The organism is Pseudogemmobacter humi, from assembly GCF_900609055.1.
Lineage (GTDB): Bacteria > Pseudomonadota > Alphaproteobacteria > Rhodobacterales > Rhodobacteraceae > Pseudogemmobacter > Pseudogemmobacter humi.
Genome location: NZ_UXAW01000051.1, coordinates 91415 through 109654 on the forward strand (window position 1 = coordinate 91415; position 18240 = coordinate 109654).

Annotated in this window: 19 protein-coding genes; 3 read left to right on the forward strand and 16 right to left on the reverse strand. The window is 65.9% G+C overall.

Annotated features, from left to right (window positions below):
• Position 1: 1 nt before the first annotated feature.
• The 9 genes from XINFAN_RS06705 to XINFAN_RS06745 all read right to left on the reverse strand — a co-directional run bounded on the left by XINFAN_RS06705 (position 2) and on the right by XINFAN_RS06745 (position 7845).
• Positions 2-1111 (reverse strand): c-type cytochrome, encoded by a 1110-nt coding sequence (locus tag XINFAN_RS06705; protein ID WP_124085715.1) that lies wholly within the window; start codon positions 1109-1111, stop codon positions 2-4.
• Positions 1095-2366 (reverse strand): sulfite dehydrogenase, encoded by a 1272-nt coding sequence (gene soxC, locus XINFAN_RS06710; protein ID WP_124085716.1) that lies wholly within the window; start codon positions 2364-2366, stop codon positions 1095-1097. Before soxC ends, XINFAN_RS06705 begins: the two co-directional genes overlap by 17 nt.
• Positions 2367-2385: 19 nt before the next feature.
• A complete protein-coding gene (gene soxB, locus XINFAN_RS06715) occupies positions 2386-4080 on the reverse strand; it encodes a thiosulfohydrolase SoxB (RefSeq protein ID WP_124085717.1) in 1695 nt (564 codons plus the stop codon).
• 118 nt (positions 4081-4198) lie between these two features.
• Positions 4199-5071 carry a sulfur oxidation c-type cytochrome SoxA gene (gene soxA, locus XINFAN_RS06720; protein WP_124085718.1) on the reverse strand — a complete coding sequence of 291 codons (873 nt, stop codon included), beginning with the start codon at positions 5069-5071 and terminating at the stop codon, positions 4199-4201.
• A gap of 30 nt (positions 5072-5101) precedes the next feature.
• Positions 5102-5431 (reverse strand): thiosulfate oxidation carrier complex protein SoxZ, encoded by a 330-nt coding sequence (gene soxZ, locus XINFAN_RS06725; protein ID WP_124085719.1) that lies wholly within the window; start codon positions 5429-5431, stop codon positions 5102-5104.
• 22 nt (positions 5432-5453) lie between these two features.
• Positions 5454-5876, reverse strand: a complete 423-nt coding sequence (soxY, locus tag XINFAN_RS06730) for a thiosulfate oxidation carrier protein SoxY (protein ID WP_124085720.1) — start codon at positions 5874-5876, stop codon at positions 5454-5456.
• 65 nt (positions 5877-5941) lie between these two features.
• On the reverse strand, positions 5942-6385 hold the full coding sequence (soxX, locus tag XINFAN_RS06735) for a sulfur oxidation c-type cytochrome SoxX (protein WP_233352164.1): 444 nt from the start codon (positions 6383-6385) through the stop codon (positions 5942-5944).
• 143 nt (positions 6386-6528) lie between these two features.
• Positions 6529-7083, reverse strand: coding sequence for a SoxW family protein (locus XINFAN_RS06740; RefSeq protein ID WP_124085722.1), 555 nt, complete (start codon positions 7081-7083; stop codon positions 6529-6531).
• A 12-nt stretch (positions 7084-7095) separates the two neighbouring features.
• A complete protein-coding gene (locus XINFAN_RS06745; protein WP_124085723.1) occupies positions 7096-7845 on the reverse strand; it encodes a cytochrome c biogenesis CcdA family protein in 750 nt (249 codons plus the stop codon).
• A gap of 62 nt (positions 7846-7907) precedes the next feature.
• Between XINFAN_RS06745 and XINFAN_RS06750 the strand changes: the two genes are divergently transcribed.
• The 3 genes from XINFAN_RS06750 (at position 7908) to XINFAN_RS06760 (ending at position 9855) form a co-directional block, all read left to right on the forward strand.
• Positions 7908-8300, forward strand: a complete 393-nt coding sequence (locus XINFAN_RS06750; RefSeq protein ID WP_124085724.1) for a thioredoxin fold domain-containing protein — start codon at positions 7908-7910, stop codon at positions 8298-8300.
• Between the two features lie 115 nt (positions 8301-8415).
• Positions 8416-8757, forward strand: coding sequence for an ArsR/SmtB family transcription factor (locus XINFAN_RS06755; protein WP_233352150.1), 342 nt, complete (start codon positions 8416-8418; stop codon positions 8755-8757).
• 54 nt (positions 8758-8811) lie between these two features.
• The gene (locus XINFAN_RS06760) at positions 8812-9855 is read left to right on the forward strand and encodes a YeeE/YedE family protein (protein ID WP_124085726.1); all 1044 of its coding nucleotides are present in this window, start codon (positions 8812-8814) and stop codon (positions 9853-9855) included.
• Positions 9856-10784: 929 nt separating this feature from the next.
• Here XINFAN_RS06760 and XINFAN_RS06765 read toward each other — a convergent pair.
• The 7 genes from XINFAN_RS06765 to XINFAN_RS06795 all read right to left on the reverse strand — a co-directional run bounded on the left by XINFAN_RS06765 (position 10785) and on the right by XINFAN_RS06795 (position 18090).
• Complete coding sequence (locus tag XINFAN_RS06765) at positions 10785-11081, reverse strand: hypothetical protein (RefSeq protein ID WP_124085727.1); 297 nt, start codon at positions 11079-11081, stop codon at positions 10785-10787.
• A 13-nt stretch (positions 11082-11094) separates the two neighbouring features.
• Positions 11095-12141: a linear amide C-N hydrolase gene (locus XINFAN_RS06770; protein ID WP_124085728.1), complete on the reverse strand. Its 1047-nt coding sequence runs from the start codon at positions 12139-12141 to the stop codon at positions 11095-11097.
• Between the two features lie 12 nt (positions 12142-12153).
• Positions 12154-12879: a hypothetical protein gene (locus XINFAN_RS06775; protein WP_124085729.1), complete on the reverse strand. Its 726-nt coding sequence runs from the start codon at positions 12877-12879 to the stop codon at positions 12154-12156.
• Positions 12880-12889: 10 nt separating this feature from the next.
• Positions 12890-14338 (reverse strand): metal-dependent hydrolase family protein, encoded by a 1449-nt coding sequence (locus XINFAN_RS06780; RefSeq protein WP_124085730.1) that lies wholly within the window; start codon positions 14336-14338, stop codon positions 12890-12892.
• Between the two features lie 248 nt (positions 14339-14586).
• Positions 14587-15798 (reverse strand): ABC transporter substrate-binding protein, encoded by a 1212-nt coding sequence (locus tag XINFAN_RS06785; protein WP_124085731.1) that lies wholly within the window; start codon positions 15796-15798, stop codon positions 14587-14589.
• Between the two features lie 70 nt (positions 15799-15868).
• Positions 15869-17389: a hybrid sensor histidine kinase/response regulator gene (locus XINFAN_RS06790; RefSeq protein WP_124085732.1), complete on the reverse strand. Its 1521-nt coding sequence runs from the start codon at positions 17387-17389 to the stop codon at positions 15869-15871.
• Positions 17386-18090 (reverse strand): response regulator transcription factor, encoded by a 705-nt coding sequence (locus XINFAN_RS06795; RefSeq protein ID WP_233352151.1) that lies wholly within the window; start codon positions 18088-18090, stop codon positions 17386-17388. The genes XINFAN_RS06790 and XINFAN_RS06795 overlap by 4 nt, the downstream gene beginning before the upstream one ends.
• Positions 18091-18240 lie beyond the last annotated feature (150 nt).

The following is an 18240-nucleotide window of genomic DNA, read 5'->3' on the forward strand; positions in this document are numbered from 1 at the left end:
TCTATTCCGCGAAGGTCGCCAGCCAGGCGATGATCGCGGTGCGCTCCTCCTCCTTCTTCAGTCCGGCGAACGACATCTTGGTGCCTTTCATGAACTTCTTCGGATCGGTCAGGAAGGCGTGCAGGCTGGCGTCGTCCCAGACCAGACCCTCCGCGGCCATATCCATCAGCGCCTTGGAGTATTTGAACCCGTCCACCGTGCCCGCCGCCCGGCCGACGATGCCGTTCATCTGCGGGCCGGTGGCGTTCTTCGCGCCTTCGCCGACCTTGTGGCAGGCGGCGCATTTCCTGAACAGCTTCTCGCCCTCGGCCAGCAGCGCCGGATCGGCGGATGCGGTCGGGGTTTCGGCAGGGGCCTCTGCAGCAGCCTCCTCGGCCGCAGCCTCCTGCGCCGGGGCGGCCTCTTCGGCGGGCGCGGCGGCGGGGACGAGCGCGGCGCCGGGCGAGATGTGGGGCATCGAGCCCGCCGGGCGGCCGTCCGGGTCCTCGGGCGTCACGTTCAGCTCGACCGCGCGCCTGGTGATCTGCGCCGGGGACAGGCAATCCGTCATGCAGGGCTCGCCCGAGAACAGCGGATATTCGGTTTCCGGCCGGTCGTCGGGATAGAAGCCATCGGCGTTCGGCAACACCACTTCGGTGAAATTCTCGTGCGTCAGCACGAAGTCCTCATCCACCAGGCCGTTGGAATACAGAAGGAAAGCGGTGATGGCGTAAGTGTCGTCCACGCTCATCGTCTGCGCCGCGCCGAAAGGCATCGAGCGGTGGATGTAGTCGTAGACGGTGGAAAGATGGGGCCAGTAACTGCCGATGGTCTTGACCGGGCGCGGATCGGTCAGGCTGCCGTCGCCCCCTGCCAGCACCGGCCAGCTGTCCAGCCCTTCGGCGAAATCCCCATGGCAGGAGGCGCAGTGCCCGGCAAAGATCTCATCCCCCGTCGCCACATCGCCGGAGCCGGGGCGCAGGCCCTGGCCATCGGGCAGCACCGCCACGTCCCAGGCGGCGATCTCGTCGGGCAGGGCGGGGCGCCCCAGCCCCAGGGGCTCGGCCAGGGCGGGGGCGACGAAGGCCGGGACGATCAGCGCGAGCGCCAGCAGCTTAAGCGATCTCGACATTCTCGACCTCCCCGTCGGCCCTGACCCACCAGGTCTGGATGGCATTGTTGTGATAGACGTTGTTGCGGCCGCGGATTTCGCGCAGCGCGTCCTTGGTGGGCTGGACATAGCCGGTCTCGTCCACCGCGCGCGATTGCAGGAACATCTCGGATCCGTCCCAGTCGATATCCAGATGGAAGCGGGTCAGCGCCTTGGCCCGCGCCTCGCCGGTGATGCGCGCGGGCGTCCAGTTCCTGCCGCCGTCCAGCGACACGTCCACCCGGGTCACGGCGCCGTTGCCGCTCCAGGCGAGGCCCGAGATCACCAGCGGCCCCTTGCCGTGGCGGATCGGCACCTGCGGGCTGGGCGAGGTGATGACGGATTTCGCATCCATCACCCAGGTCCATTTCCGGGCGCGGCCATCGGGCATCAGATCGGTGTATTTCGAGGTCTCTTCGCGGCTTTCGACCGCCTGGTCGTAAACGCCGAGGCGGCGGACCCATTTCACCCACATGTTGCCTTCCCAGCCGGGAACCACCAGCCGGGCCGGGTAGCCGTGTTCCTTGCGCAAAGCCTCGCCATTGGCGAAGAAGGCCAGCATCACGTCGTCCATCGCCTTTTCCATCGGCATCGAGCGGCCGTTGGAGGAAGCGTCGGCCCCTTCGGCGTAAAGCCATTTGCCCTCGGGCTTCACGCCGGCCTCTTCCAGCAGCACGCGCAGGGGGACGCCGACATATTCCATGTTGTGGATCATGCCCTGGGTATACTGGCAGCCCTCCAGCTGCGCGCCGCCCCATTCCATGCCGCCGTTCGCCGCGCATTCGCAGAAGGCGGTGGTGGTGGCGCGGGGGAAGCGCAGGAGGTCCTCGAAGGTGAAGACCAGCGGGCGTTCCACCAGCCCGTTGATCATCAGCCGGTAGTCCTGTTTCGACAGCTCGATCGCCCCGGAATGGTGCCGCTCGAAAGCGCAGCCCTGGGGCGTGATCGTGCCTTCCAGCGCATGGATCGGCGTGAAGTTGATCGAGCTGACCGGGCTTTCGGTCAGCCATTCCACATATTGCCGCCGCACATGCGATTCGAAGCGGATGGGCATCCCATAGGCATGGGCGTCCACCGCATCGCCGAATTCGGTGGCCCAGGGCTGCACTTCGGTGATCAGCGGGTCGGGCGTATCGGCGCGGGCGGCGGTGGCTCCGGCCACCAGGCCTGCGCCGGCCAGCGCGGTCTGGCGCAGGAAACCGCGGCGCGAGGGGCCGGTTTCGGGTTCGTCAGTCATGGGCGAACTCTCCCTTGGTTCAGAGGCCGGTCACGGTGACCGAGGTGTTGGGTTCCAGCCGGACGGTGCCGGTCTTGCGGATGTGGGTTTCCACCACATCCCAGATCTGCGGGCCTTCGGTGCCCTCGTTGACCGAGGCCCAGCCTGCGACCGTGTAGGATTTCGCGGGGTCGATCTCTTCGCCGGTATCGGCCAGCGCCATGGCGCCGATGCGGCTGCCCATCGGCTTCGACACGTCGATTTCCCAGGCGAGCCCGCCCACCCGCACCATGTCGCCGCCCTGCTGGTAATAGGGGTCGGTGTTGAAGATGTTGTCGGCCACGTCTTCCAGAATCGTCCGCAGCATCCCGCCGGTCATTTCGCTGCGGTAGCAGGCGCCGTAGGTCATCGAGGTGACGTTGTGGATGTCCTCCCGGGTGATCGCCTCGCCCGGCAGCAGCGTGGTGCCCCAGCGGACGCCGGGCGACAGCGCGATCTGGGCGTCGCGCTCCTGCCGGATGGCGTCGCAGATCAGGTCGTCCCAGGTGCCGTTGAAATTGCCGCGGCGGTAGAGCAGGCTTTCGGTGGTGCCGACCTTCTCCTCCAGCTGCTCCTGGAACGGTGCGCGTTCGGCGTCGATCAGGGCGGCCATATCCGGGTCGGGCGCGATCACGTCCGAGAAGACCGGGATCAGCTTGTGGCGGAAGCCCATCATCTTGCCGTCGCGCACATCCAGATCGACGCGGCTGACGAATTTGCCGTTCGATCCGGTGGCGATCAGGATGGTCTCGCCGATCAGGATCGGCTCGGGCACGGCGTCATGGGTATGGCCCGACAGGATCACGTCGATGCCCCGGACCCGGCCGCCCATCTTCTTGTCGACATCGAAGCCGTTATGCGACAGCACGACCACCAGATCGACGCCCTCGGCGCGCAGTTCGTCCACCACCGCCTGCATCCGTTCCTCGCGGATGCCGAAAGAGTATTCCGGGAACATCCAGCGCGGATTGGCGATCGGCATATAGGGGAAGGCCTGGCCGATCACGCCGATGCGCTGACCGGCGCGCTCGAAGATCTGGTAGGGCTCGAAGGCGGGCTCGTCCCATTCGGCGTCGAAGATATTGGCGCCGAGGAAGGGGAACTTCAGTTGCGTGTCGACGATCTCTTTCACCCGGTCGGTGCCGTAGGTCCATTCCCAGTGGCTGGTCATGGCGTCGACGCCGAGCGCGTTCATCACGTTCACCATATCCTGCCCTTTGGTCAGGAACGAGGTCATCGAGCCGTGCCAGGTGTCGCCGCCATCGAGCAGGATCGACTCGGGCCGGGCGGCGCGGATCGACTTCACCACCGTCGCCACCCGGTCCATGCCGCCCATCTTGCCATAGGTCCGGGCCAGGGCCTCGAAATCGGGGCTGGTCAGCGCATAGGCCTCGGGCGAGCCGGGGCTGATGCCGAACATCTGCTGGAATTCGGTGCCGGTGACATGGGGCACCTGGCCCCTGGCCTCGCCCACGCCGATATTGATCTCGGGTTCGCGGAACCAGACCGGCTTCAACTGGGCATGGATGTCGGTGACATGGATCAGCGTCACATTGCCGAAATCGTCGAACTGCAACAACTGATCCTGGGTCAGGGCCTGCTGCGCCGCCAGCCGCGACCATCTGCCGAAGCCCGAAGCGCCGTAAAGCGCCGAGGCGGCCATGGCGGCCTGAAAGAACTCACGGCGGGTGATCATCCCCGGTCACTCCTGTAGGTTTCGGGCAAAACCACGCCGCCGCGCCGGGGCGCGTCGGGCGATTGCCCCGTCGGATGGAAAGGAAGACGGCCGCCGGGCGCTCCGGCGGCCGCAAGGATCAGTGCCGGACCGAGACGCCCTCGACCGTCAGGCCGTTGCCGCGCGAGGCGACGTAAAGCTCCAGCGCCCTGAACTCGTCCGAGCCGGCCTTGAAGGTCTCGGCGCGGGTGTCGCGGACGCAGCCGACGAAACGCTGCTGCGCGCTGACCATGCCGGCATCCTTCAGGCGATAGGTCGGGAAGCCGTTGACCTGGCCCTGCGACAGATGGTCGGCCCGGATCATGTTGCCGTAATTGTCCTCGTGGCAATTGGCGCAGGACATCTCAAGCTGGCCGTAGCGGGTGTAGTAGATCTCCTTGCCCTGCTCCCAGAAATGGGCGGCGGGGCCGTCGATCGCCACATTCACCGGCATCCCGCGCGATTGCAGCGAGATCAGCGAGAGCATGTCCTTCATGTCGTCCGAGGTGGTGCCCCATTTCTCCAGCCCCATGCGCCCGGTCACGCAGGCGTTGATGTAATCCTCAAGGATCATCAGCTTGCCGCTTTCCGCATCCACCCGCGGCAGAACGGCGCGCAGGCCGGCCATCGACTCGGGCCCCTGGTGGCAGCCCGCGCAGCTTTCGCCGTTCGCCCCCATGGCGGCGTTCCAGGCATCCATCCCGCGGTCGACGAACACCATGGCCGGGTTGTCGAAATCGTCGCGCTCCATATCGCGGGTGGTGTCGTCGCGGAACAGCCAGCCGGAATAGATCGTGTCGAACGTGTCCGCCAGAAAGGCGGGCGCCGCGGTTTTGGTCACGATCCGGACCGGGCCGTCATCGGTCTCGATGACCAGCTCGTCCTCTGCCGGACCGGCGAGGGCCGCACCCGCGAGGGCGAGGCCGAGGGCCGTTGCGGCCAGAGATTTCATGGTCTTGGTAAAGCGCGCCATCCGCGTCTCCTCCCTGGACGGATGCGGGGCTCAGGCGACTTCGATCGGCTTCACGTCTTCGTAGACGGAGCCGTCGTCATCATACCAGGTGAACTTGAATTCGCCCGCCGCATCCACCCTGGCGTCGAATTCGAAATAGGGGTTGGTCGAGACCGCCGGGTCGATGGCCACATCCACCACGTTCGCCCCGTTCAGATCGCAGGTGAAGCGGTTGATGATCGAGCGCGGGATCAGTTTGCCCTCGGCGTCCTTGCGCTGACCCGATTCCATCTTGTGCGAGATCAGCGCCTTGATCGTCACCACCTCGCCGGCTTTGGCCGATTTCGGAACCTTCACGCGCGGCTTTGCATCGTCTGCCATCTCTGTTCTCCTGTTCCTGTTCTCAGCCGCCGCAGCCGCCGATGGTGACCTTGACGGTGGTTTGCGCCCGGATGACCGAACCGTCGCCCATCCTGGCCAGCGCGATCACGTCCTGGGTCTGCGCGAGACGGATGCGGGTGGCGGCACGCTGTGCGGCGGCGGCGGGGCCGAAGGTGAAGGTGGCCACCGCAGGCTCGGGGTTGCCTGCCGCCAGCAGCATGATCGCCACCGCGCCGGGGGCCGAAACCTCGACCGGCACGGTATTGCCGTTCTCGGCGATCTCGGGAGCGGTCAGCGTCAGCCCGCCCTCGCCCGGGGTGGCTCCGCCGGTGAAGGCCGCGGTCAGCTCGTCTACGGTGGCGGCAAACGCTGCGGTGCCGGGCAGGACGGCGGCGGCAACGCCGCCGAAGCCGAGCCAGAGTGCATCGCGTCGTGAAAGGGTCATATCGTTCCTCCTGGTTTCGGGGCCGGGCGCGGGGCGCAGCCGGGGCCGGATATGTATCCGGGTCGTCATTCCTTCAGCGTCACGAGGAAGGCGACGACATCCTCGATCTGCTGGGCGTTCAGGATCGGGGCCAGCGGCTCGGTTCCGGCCTTGCCGGTGAAGCCGTCGCCGGGGCGGACGAAGCCGTCGACCTTGTAGAAGGCCGGCATGAACGTGCCCTCGAAGGTCATCTTCGCATTGGCGACGATGCCGCGCAGCTCGGCCTCGGACCAGCGGTCGCCCGCCCCGTCGAGCGGCGGCGCGATGGTGCCGGGAAATTCGACATCCGGCAGCGCGCCGATCTGATGGCAGGCCACGCAATTTCCCAGGGCGTTGGTGGTCATCACCTTGACGCCGTTCGCCGGATCACCCGGCACGCCGGTCAGCGAGGCCTCTACCGCACCTTCGGCGAAGCTCACGTCTTTCGGCGCCGTTTCACAGATGGCGGGCGTTGCGATGACCGTTACCATCGCAGACACTCGCCACAGATGGCTGTTCATGCTGTCCTCCCTGTGCTCTCCCTTGCGACAGGATAACCGCCCGGGCAGAGCTCTGACAATATTAATATAGCAATATCTGAATATTTATATCTTCTATTGCGCGACAGGGTTCTTCAATCGGCAGGATTCACCTGACCGGCAAGGAATTTCTGGAAATGCTCGCCGTTCTCATAGCCGTGGTCGCGCACCCAGGTCAGCAGAGCGCGGGTGGTGCCCTTGCCGAAGGCGCCGGGCATCTGCGCCACCGCCGCCTCGGCCGCCGTTGCCCCTTCGGGCACCTCTTCGGGCAGGAAGATCATCGTCGGCGTGAACATCACCCCCCAGCGGGCCGCCATCTCCTTCTCGGGCAGCGCGGTGCCGTCAAAATCGGTCACTTCGACATCGCCGAACAGATTCATCTGCACCACGAAGTAGTTTTCACGCAAAAGCGCGTCGATCTGCGGATCGGGGAAGACCTCTTCATGCATCTTCCGGCAGTAGATGCAGCCCCGTTGCTCGACGAGAATCAGCAGGCGCCTGCCCTCGCCATTCGCTTCGGCCAGATCCTCGCGCAGATCCCTGAAAGTTTCGCGCAGCCAGGCGGGCTTGTGCAGCCCGTCGTCGCCGATCTCGGCGGCGGCAGGGGCGGCGATCAGCAACAGGGCGGCAAGCAGCCGAAGCGGTTTCATCTGAGGCTCCTCTTATCTGAGCGTGGCGGACCAGTCGAAATGCCGGATCATCCATTCGGCGATCAGGTTCACGGAATCGGTGGCGATCAGCAGGCCGAAGACGATCAGCATCGCCCCCATGGCCTTTTCCACATGCCCCATCAGCGCGCGGTGGCGTGCGACCCAGGCCAGGAACGGCCCGGCGAAAAGCGCGGCCAGCACGAAGGGCAGGGTCATCGCCAGACCGTAGATCACCAGGAGAAGCCCGCCGCGCCACAGCTCGCCCATGCCCGAGGCCACCATCAGGATCGCCGCCAGCGCCGGGCCGACGCAGGGCGTCCAGCCGAAGCCGAAAGCCAGCCCCATGATATAGGCGCCCAGTGCGCTGGTGGGTTTCGCGGCGCTCTGCACGCGGGCCTCGCGGTAGAACAGGCCGATCCGCAAGATGCCGAGGAAATGCAGCCCGAACAGGATCAGCACCGCCGCGGCTGCCCAGGACAGCATCCCTTTCCATTGCGCGAAGGCCCGGCCCATCGCCGTCGCCCCGAGGCCGAGCAGCAGGAAGATCGTCGTCACCCCGAGCGCGAAGGCCAGCGCGCGCAACGCCATCCGCCTGCGTGCGCCAGGCGCAAACCCGGCCTGCCCGGCGCCGCCCTCCCGCAATTCGCTTACCGAGACACCGGCCATATAGGACAGGTAGAACGGCACCATCGGCAGGATGCAGGGCGACAGGAAGGACAAGAGCCCCGCCAGCGCGGCCCCGCCCCAGGTGATATCCGGCATTGCATTCCTCCCCGTCCCTCGGGCGGCTTGCCCGGGGAACCCTCTTATATTAGAATATTCATATGTTAAAATTCTTCCGTCAATCCCTTGCCCGGTTCCCGGTCCGGGCACTCGTCCTCCTGGCCGCGCTGGTGCCGGGGAGGGCGCTGGCGGCGGGGGAATTGCAGCTTCTGATGTTTGAACAGCCGGGCTGTGGCTGGTGTGCCCGCTGGAATGCCGAGGTCGCACCGCAATATCCGCTGACCGACGAAGGCCGGGCGGCGCCGCTGCGGCGGCTGCAATTGCGCGAGCCGCTGCCCGGGGGGCTGGCGCTTCAACGCCCTGTCACCTTCACCCCCACCTTCGTTCTGGTGGCCGACGGGGCCGAGACCGCGCGGCTGGAGGGCTATCCGGGCGAGGATTTCTTCTGGCCGCTTCTGTCGCGGATGATCGCCGAAGCCGGCGCCACGCCTTAGCCGACACGCCGTTTCCCCCGGTTTTTTGTCGCAGTTTCCTGTTCCGGTACGAGTTTCGGTTGCCGAACGGCGGTTTCGCCTGCATGTAGGGAACGGCATGAATAGGATATGTCCATTGGGGAATATCGATAGCATCCCTGACAGGCCGGAACCGGAAGCGGATTTCGATTCCCTGCTGCGCGCGGCGACCGAAGCCGCGACGCTGCTCAAGGCGCTTGGCCATGAGGGGCGGCTGATGATCCTGTGCCATCTGCTTGGCGGCCCCAAAAGCGTGACCGCGCTGGAAAACCTGCTCGAGTCGCGCCAGGCCGTGGTCAGCCAGCAGTTGGCCCGGCTGCGCCACGAGGGCCTGGTGACCGCCCGTCGCGAGGGGCAGACAATTTATTACGCCTTGCTCGATCCGAAGGTCGTTGACATTTTGCATGTTCTGCAAAGGCTGTATGGACCTGCCTGCTGAGCGCGGAGTCTGCGCGCCCGGGCAGGCTGCCACGACGCAAGGGAGAGAGGCGATATGGATGAGCTGCCATTCGGGGCGCTCGCGGCCCTCGTCGGTCTGACCGGCGGCGTGGTTCTGGGGCTGGCGGCCCGGCTGGGCGATTTCTGCACACTCGGGGCGCTGGAAGCGGCGATCTACGGCAAGGATCAGCGGCGGCTGCGGCTTTGGGGCGTGGTGCTCGGCGTGGCGGTTCTGGCGACCCAGGGGCTGGCACTGGCCGGGCTGGTCGACCTTTCGGGCAGTTTTTACCACAATATCGAATGGAATCCGGTGGCTTCGATCGTCGGCGGACTGATCTTCGGTTATGGCATGGCGATGGCCGGAAACTGCGGCTTCGGCGCGCTGGTGCGGTTCGGGGGCGGCGATCTTCGCTCGCTCGTCGTGGTGGTGGTGATGGGCATCACCGGCTTCATCGCGCTTTCCGGCCCGCTGGCGCCGCTGCGGGTGGCGCTGTTCCCCCAGCCCGAGGCCGCGGGGCCGCAGGGGATCGTTCATCAACTTGGTCTCTTCGGCCTGCCGGCGGCGGCGACGGTGGCGCTGATCGGCTTCGGCGCGCTGGCCTGGGGCCTCTCGCACGAGCCTTTGCGCCGGCGGCCGCGGATGGTGCTCTGGGGCGCCGCCGCGGGGCTGGCGGTGGCCTGGTGCTTCCTGGGCACCAGCTGGCTTTACGACCAGAGCCTCGGCGGCGTTCCGGTCGAAGGCCCCTCTTTCACCGCCCCGGTCGGGCGGACGCTGATCTTCCTGATGACCTCGACCGCCGGCGGGATCACCTTCTCGGTCGGCTCGGTGGTGGGGGTGATGGCGGGGGCGCTGATCGGCTCGACCCTGCGCGGGTTGTTCAGATGGGAAGCCTGCGAGGACCCGCGCGAGCTTGGCCGGCAGGTCGGCGGTGCCGCGCTGATGGGGATGGGCGGCGTGATCGCCATGGGCTGCTCGGTGGGGCAGGGCGTCACCGCCTTCGCCGCGCTGGCCTGGTCGGGGCCGGTGACGCTGGCCGCCATCGCGGTCGGCGCGGTCTTCGGCCTGCATCACCTGATCAGCGGCTTTCAGCCGGAGTGAGGCCCGCGCCCGCCCGGGCGGCGCCATCCCGGACCGGCTGCCGGCTGGAATCACCGAAGGGGCGGGGAAAGCCGAAGCCCGGGCAGATCCCGGCCAGCGACATTCGCCTGAGCCGCGCCGCTCTGGCACGGCTCAGGCGAATGTCGCGGGCTCGGCAGCAGCGCCGAAGACGCCCTGAGGCCCCTGCTCATGCGGGAGACCTCCGGGGTTGCGGTCCGGCGAGGGCCGGGGGGGCGCCCCATCCCGCCTGAGGGTGTTCGGGGGACGTCGTATCCGCTCCTGCGGTCAGGGCGCTTCGGGGCCGGTTCAGGTCGCCATGGAAGAACGCTTCAGCAGCACCGCAGGCTAGGCGCGACGGCCAGTCCGCGCGACGGTTTGGCGGTGGAAACCGAGCCCTGCCAGATTGGCTTCATCGATGAAAATATCCACGGCACGAGCCAGGGTGTCTTCCGTGATCCTGGCCGTCCGGTCGCTTCGGGAAAAGCGGTCTGATCCCGACTGAAGCCCGCCATGTGAGGCCTGCCAACCCCAGGCATGTGTTGGGGTTTTCACACAGGCGCGGCGAAGTTGTGCCAGAGCTCCGGTTTGCAGAACCTGCGAAGAACGACTTCCTCTGAATCCTGATCAAGGCAGATCGCAGCGGAACGAGAGGCCGCCGTCTGGCCTGTGGAAAAGTATCATTCCCCAGCCATCCCCGACCGGGTTTCCACACAGCCTCGGCGGAAAGCGGGCTGACGGCAGTGCGGCTATGGGATCACAACACCGGAGGCAGTCATTCATACATCGCGCAGGATGGGCGCTGCCGGATCGCCCCTGTCGCGGTTCGCGTGGCCATGCTGGCGATCTCGCGGCCTTGTTCCAGGGGTGCCCTGGGCAGGAGATCGCCTGATGTTTGCGGGAGGATGAAACCCGGGGGCGGACACGACTGATCAGACGGCCTCAGCCTGTCCAATGCAACGATAGGTCACATCGAAGCCGAAGGTCGATCTCTGCTCCATGCCCATGAAAGCGGCTTTTTTGCCGGCCCGGGCGCATTCGCTTTGTGCCAGCGTGTCGTAGCGGGCGGGCGGGCTGCTGCGGGTGGCATCGATCAGCCCATGCAGCACGACACCATCTGCCGTGCTGCGCAGGATACGCACAGGCTGATCCTGTCCGGTTGTCACACAGGCCGCCAGCACCGGGCCCAGCAGGGCCAGCGCCGGCAACAGGATCAGGGTCTTTGTCATCGCGATTTCTCTCTCAGTCGGCGGGCTCGAACGGGAAGGGTTCCGCCGGCACAAAGGCGCCCGATACCTCACCCGAGAGGATGCTGCCCATATCCATGCCCAGATCCAGCAGGCGTACGCCGCTGTCCGCGGCAAAGTCCAGCTGCTTCAGATCGACCCAGAACACATTCGGCGAGATCGCGGATTCCACATAGAACAGCCGGTCCTTCTGATCCGCCACCACCCGCCAGCGCGTGGTCGAGAGGTTCGGCGAATCGGGCGTCGAAATGCCGTAAGGGACCGAGGCGTTGCGGATCACGCTGAAGGCCGCCGCCGCCGCCTCACGCGGGTCATCGGACTGGACGACCATGTCGATATAGGTGCCCGCCCGCACGAAACGATCAGACGCGCGGGTGGTGCCGGGCAAGACCTCGCGCGGGTTGACGCCTTTCCAGTAAGAGGCCAGCGCAAGCTGCTGATCATAGGGCGGGTCATTGGTCATGACGTTGAAGTCGCGGCTGTGATGGATCACCAGTTCGCCATTGATCCATTCCAGAATGGCGCTGTCCCCGCTGGTATCCGACAGGGACAGATGCACCGTGGTCAGCTTGCCGGGCTGCATCGGCACATCGCGTGTCGCCACATGGAAGGGGTTGGCTTCCAGATCGGCCACCGCCTCGGCCACGGTCGCGTAATTGTCCATGAAATACTGCGCCCAGAGGGCGAGCGACATCCGCGGGGTCTTGCCGTCATCTTCCGGGTAATCCGAGCTGACCAGCCAGAGCATATTCGCGACCAGACCCGCCTCGTTCATGCCGTCGACGGTGGCGATGTCATAGCCCGAGACGATCAGGCTGCCATATTTCGAGGTCCATTCCAGCGAGCGCGGGCCCGCCTCGCCCGTGCGGGTCACGCCGCGCGGCATCACCCAGAGATTGGAGACCATCGGCATGCTCCAGTCCATCGAGCGCGCGGTCAGCACGCGGCCTTCGGGGCCGTGATAGACGACGCGGGTGCAGGCGTCGGCAACCGGGGCGGCGGCGACAGCCAGCGCAAGGGCAAGAGTAAGGGATTTGATCATCTTTTTCTCTCCTCAAAAGCGCCAGGTCGCGCCGATAAGCGGGCCGCCCATGCGGACATCCACCTCGGTGCCGCCGCTGCGGTAATCGACATTCAACTGACGATACCCAAAAGACAACCACAGGTTGTCATTCACCTCATAATTCACCGTGGCAAGAACCTGGCTGGTGCTTTCCGAGCCAACGCCAAAGCCGCCGAAATCGGCATAGACCAGCGCCGACCATTGTGGGCCCATCGCGATATTGGCCCGCGCCGCGAGGATCGGATCAACGAAATTCTTGCCCGGCGAGGCATGAATCAGCCCGCCCGCAACGGCAATGCTGCTTTTGATGCTCCAGGCCCGCGCGCCCCCCAGCAGGTCCAGCGAGAAACCCTGGTTCTCCACCGCGCGCCAGCCCATCAGCATCGTCAGCGAGCGTTGGGTCAGCTTGCCCTCGGCGGGCAGGCCTGGCGGCACCCGGCCGGATTTCGAGCTTGACGACCAGCTGAGATCGCCCATCAGGACCAGCCGGTCCTGCCGCGCATAGCCCGAGAGGAAGAAAGCGCCGTCAAGGTCCTCCAGGACGTCGGAAAAGCTCTTGTCGAAGGACAGCGTCGGCGCGCCGGTAAAGGGGGTGATATCGCCGCCGAAGCCGGTCGCCCAGATATAAGGGGTGATCTGGCCTGACCAGTCTTCGGCCAGTGCAGGAAGCGATCCCAGGACAGCGATGGCCACAGCACCCGACAGATTGCGGATCATTTCACTCACCTCACAGGCTGTTCTTGAAGATGCGGCCGCCTTTCAGGATCACCCGCAGATTGTCACTGTCGGCCAGCCAGTCGAGCCCGGCCTCGGCATCGCCATCAATCACCAGAAGATCGGCGAAGGCCCCCTCGGAGATCACGCCCAGCCTGCCATCATAGGGCGCCCGCGCGCCCGACATCGCCAGAAGATCGCCCGCCGCCCCGGTGGCGCGGTGCAGCGCCGTCAGCGGCGACATGAAGCGCGCGAGCTTGGTCAGTTGTTTCGCCTGGGTCTCGCCGCCGCCGTAAAGAATATCGGTGCCGAAGGACCAGTTGACCTTGTGCTTGTCGGCCCATTCAAAGGCCCGCATCGTGCCCTCGGCCACCATTTTCTGCGCGGCCACCGCCTTCGGGTCGGTGTATTTATTGGCGTCCTCATCGGCGAGGAAGGGCTGGATCGACCACCAGGTGCCGTGATCGGCCATCATGCGGACGGTATCCTCATCGGCAAGCTGGCCATGTTCGATCGACTTCACGCCCGCCCTGATGCAGCGCTGAATCCCTGCCGAGGTATAGACATGGGCGCAGACATAGGTGCCCCAGTCCGTCGCGGCATTGACCGCCGCGCGCATTTCCTCTTCGGTGAATTGCAGCGATTCCAGCGGATCATATTGCGAGGCCACACCGCCGCCTGCGGCGATCTTGATCTGGCTTGCGCCCTTCATCAATTGCTCGCGCGCGCGGCGCAGCACCTCGGGCACGCCATCGGCCAGCGCCGACACCCCCGCCTTCGTCGCGTAATCGGCCTGATCGACCGGCATCATCGGCAGCGCGTTCTGAAAGCGGAAATCGCCATGGCCCGAGGTCTGGCTGATGATCGCCCCCGCCGGGAAGATGCGCGGGCCGGCGACCACGCCGCGATCCACCGCCGCATGCAACCCGAAGGCTGGCCCGCCCACATCGCGCACGGTGGTAAAGCCGCGCATCAGGGTGGCGCCCGCCTCTTTCCCCGCCATCAGATGCACGAAACCGATGTCCTGGGTCATGGCGGCCAGCTGGCTGACCGAGGCCAGCGTCGTATGCCAGTGGCTGTCGATCAGGCCCGGAATGACGGTGCGCCCGCCGCAGTCGATCCGCTCGGCCTCGGCCGGGCCTTGCCCTGCGGCCGGCAGCGCGGCGATACGGCCCTCCTCGATCAGAATGTCGACGCCGCTGTGCAGGCTGAGCGTATTGCCGTCGAAATATTTCAGATTGGTCAGCAAAAGCGGTGCGCCCGCCGCCTGCGCATGCCCCTCCTTCGGGGCGAGGCCAAAACCTGCGAACATTCCCATGACCGCCGCCATGCCCCCCAGCATCTGACGCCGCGAGAGATCCGCCTCGATGCGGCGCATGGCGGCCAGAGTGTCAGGGCTGCCGCAATGGCAGAAGTGCATCAGACCGCTGCCTGCGACAGCCTCAAAGCAGATTTGACACATGCGATGGCTCCTGCGAGGAAAAGACAAGAAATCCAATATTTCGGATATATTCAACAGAAACAATCAGAGGATGAAAGCTATTTTTTACATGGATTTCCCGCGCCTGGGGCCATCGTCAGACCGGGCGTGATCACGGGCCTGAGCGATGGCGATTTCCGCATATCGAACCGGGACGCCTGCAACGACGCGGTGAGGCAGCGCGGATCCTCGCCGCTCCGGCCGGAGGGCGATGCGCGGCCCCGTTGCGGCTACCGCGCCAGCCAGGGCGGCAATTCAAAAGCCGAGTCGGCGAAGGGCTCGGGCGCGATCAGTGCGGGCGCGTCCTCGGGTTCGTGCAGCTGATAGAACAGATGCGGCAGCCCCATCGAGGGATCGCTGGTCGCATCGGGATAGGGCACCGCCGCCTGCCATTTCGGATGATAGCGGATCATCCCCGCCACGCTGCGATAGGGGAGCTGAAGAAGCACTTCGGCGATCCGGCGGTTGGCGGCGAAATCGCCCGGGTCGCCCACGCCGCCCGCCACCGCCGCGGCGATGGCGTAATGATGCAGCGCGACATAGGGCTGGCAGCCGATCTCGGGGGTGGAATGCGGGCCGAACTGCGCCTTGTAGGCCTCGGTGAAGCGCCGCCCGGGCTCGTCGCGCAACAGGCCGATCACGGTGCCGACGATGGTGCCGCGCCCCTGCGGGCCGACGATCTCGGAAAACGACTTATGCAGCGCGCCATATTGCAGATAGAGCAGCGCCGGCAGCGGCCGGCGCATGAATTCCAGATGGAATTTCGCCAGATCTCCGGCGTGGAAATGGGTGAAGGCCAGCACCGCCGGATCGGTGCCGCGCACCTCGTCGAGCAAGGCGCCCCAGTCGGTCTTGAGGCTGCGCATGATCCGCGGCGGAAAGGCCGGGGTCCAGCCGAACTGCGCGGCGCAGGCGTCCATCGCATTGGCGATGACGATGCTGTAGGGCTTCGGCCCCGAGATCACCGCGATGCGGCGGTTCCTCGGTTTCCAGCGCCCGGTGTCGCGCAACCAGGAGATGAATTTGATGAAGCCCTGGCCATACCAGTATTCCGCCGGATCACCCATGAAACAGCCGAAATAGCGCTCTGGGTCGCTGGCCACCGTGTCGTGATGCTGCAAGAGCGTGTTGTGGTGGATGTAGATGATGCCGGCATCCGCGATAGGTTCGTATTCCGAATTCTGTGGCCCGATGTTGTAGCCGTTGATGATCGCGCTGACGCCGTGGGTGGCGATCAGGCCGCGCGCGGCGCGCACCACCACTTCGGCGGTCTGACTGCCGGTATCGGCAAAGACCGGCTCGATCCGGCGGCCGAGAATGCCGCCGCGGGCGTTGATCTCTCCGGCGGCCATGATCAGGCCGTTGCGGAATTCGCGGCCATCGCTGGCAGAGGTTCCGCTCAGGGGAACCATGCTGCCTATGCGGATCGGATCTGTGCGCATCGTCGTGCCTCCCCGGCTTTTATGATTTTTTGCGATGTGCGGCCGCGGGGTCGTTGCCCGGCGGCTTTGGTCAGTTCAGTTCAGGAACGGCCTCCGGCTCGAAAAGAAGATTGTGCATCACCACCCGCAGCCCCGGCGGGCCGACGGGCTTGATCAGCACCGGATAGCCCTGGGCCCGGATGCCGGCGATCAGTTCGGGCCCGGTGTCGGCGGTGATCACCAGCGCCGGGCAGGGCTTTTCCAGGATGTCGTTCACCTCGTTGACGATTTCGGTGCCCAGATATTCGCGGTGCAGCCGGTAGTCGGTGACGATGATGTCGGGCGCGCGGTCCAGCGCGGCGAGACTGCGGGGGATGTCGCTCAGATCGACAAGGTTGAGCACCGTGATCCCCCAGCGTTCCAAGAGCGCGGCCAGCGCCTCGCGCACATGGGGGTCGTCCTCCAGCAGCAGGCAGGCGAGACCGGCGAACTCGCCGCCGATCTGTTCGCTGATCTCGGGTTCGCTGATGGTGCTGTGCCAGATATTGCCCACCGGCATCTCGATGGCGAAATCCGAGCCCCGCCCCGGCAGGCTGCGCAACATGATGCGATGGCCGAGGATGTCGGCCAGCCGGCGCGAGATATTGAGACCCAGGCCCAGGCTGTGGCGGCGCTTGTCCTGATGTTTCGAGATGCGGAAGAATTCCTCGAAGATCTCTTCGCGGAACTCGGGCGCGATGCCGGGGCCGGTGTCGATGACATGGACCTGCAACTGCCCTCCGGCCTGTTTGCAGCCGATCACCACCCGGCCCACCTCGGTGTATCGGATCGCGTTGCTGACGAAATTGGACAGGATGCGCTCCAGCAGCACCCGGTCGCTGACCACCGCCGCGGTCGAGGGGATGATGCGCAGTTCCAGCCCCTTTTCACGGGCCTGGTGGTCGAACTGGATGCGCAGCCGCTCCAGGATGGCCGAGATCTGGAAGGTCTGGATCGAAGGATGGATGCGGCCTGCATCAAGCTGCCCGATGTTCAGAAGCGCGCCGAGCAGATCCTCCATGATGGCGACCGAGACTTCCATCGCGTGCAGGGCCTGCTGGCGTTCGGCCTCTTCCCGGGCGCCGATGCAACTGTAGATCAGGATCTTCATCGCGGCGAGCGGCTGGCGCAGGTCGTGGTTCGCGGCGCGCAGAAACCGCGACTTGCTCTGATCGGCGGCGGTGGCGGCGTCGCGGGCCTTGCGAAGCGCGCGCTCGTTGCGCTGCGCCGTGGTGATGTCGAGGCAAATGGTGGTCCGGCAGCCATCCGGCGCCTGCCAGCTTTCCAGGCGGTAGATGCTGCCGTCCGAGAAATAGAGCGTGGGCGCATCGGTGGCCTCGCCCGTTTCGGCGGGCCGGGTCTCGATCTGCACCAGCAGGCCCGCGCGCTCCACCGCGTCGATGAACCGGTCGCGGGTGATGCCGGTGGGAATACCGGCGGGGAAGCAGCTGAACCGCTCGGCAAATGCCGGATTCCAGGACAAAAGTTTCAGATCGGCCGACCAGTAGGAGACGGGAAGCCGAAGGTTGTCCAGCGTCGCGGCAGCGTATTGCCCGGCCGCGGCGGCGCTCATGCCCGGTCGCGCATCTGGGCGAGCGCCTCGCCGTTCTCGACCGCATAGCGGATCGCGGCTTCGCGGGTGCGAAGGTCCAGCTTGCGCATGGCATTGCCCAGGTGGACCCGCACCGTCTGGCGGCTGATCTCCAGTTGCCCGGCGATGTCCTGGATCGAGCAGCCGCTGCCCAGCAGGACAAGGATCTCGCTCTCGCGCCGGCTGAGACCGGCACGGGCCGCATCGGGTGCGGGCGGGGTCTCGGGCGGGGGCTGTTCGCTCCAGCCGCGGGCGATCAGGTTGCGCGGGAAGGCGACTTCACCCGCCAGCACCCGTTGCAGCGCGAGCTGAATCTCCTCTGGCCCCGATGATTTCGGGATATAGCCGATCACCCCGTGCTGGATCGCGCGCAGCACGTAATGCGGATCCTCATGCACCGAGACGATGACGATCGGGATCGACGGGTAGTTGCTGCGGATCAGCCGCAGTCCTTCCATCTCGGTAAAGCCCGGCATCACCAGGTCGATCAGCAGCAGCCCCACATCGGGGTTGTCCTGCAACACCGCCAGGGCCTCGTTGAAGCCGCCCGCCTCTTCTATGCGCAGATTGCTGTCCAGCCCCTGAGCGACCTGCTTCAGCGATTCCCGCACCACCCAATGGTCGTCCGCGATCAGAATCGTCAGCGGCGAGCCGAGGTCAGGGGCGCGATCCATCATGCTCATCTTGCGCGATATCCTTCATCTGACCGGCACCTCGGGCAAAGTGCCATATTGAAGGCTGTTTAGTTGTTCCTGGCAAAGGTTGCAACGCTGACAGCTAGACGATGAGCCGGAGCACGCCCGGAGCGCGATACCTCTGGCGCAGGATCTGCG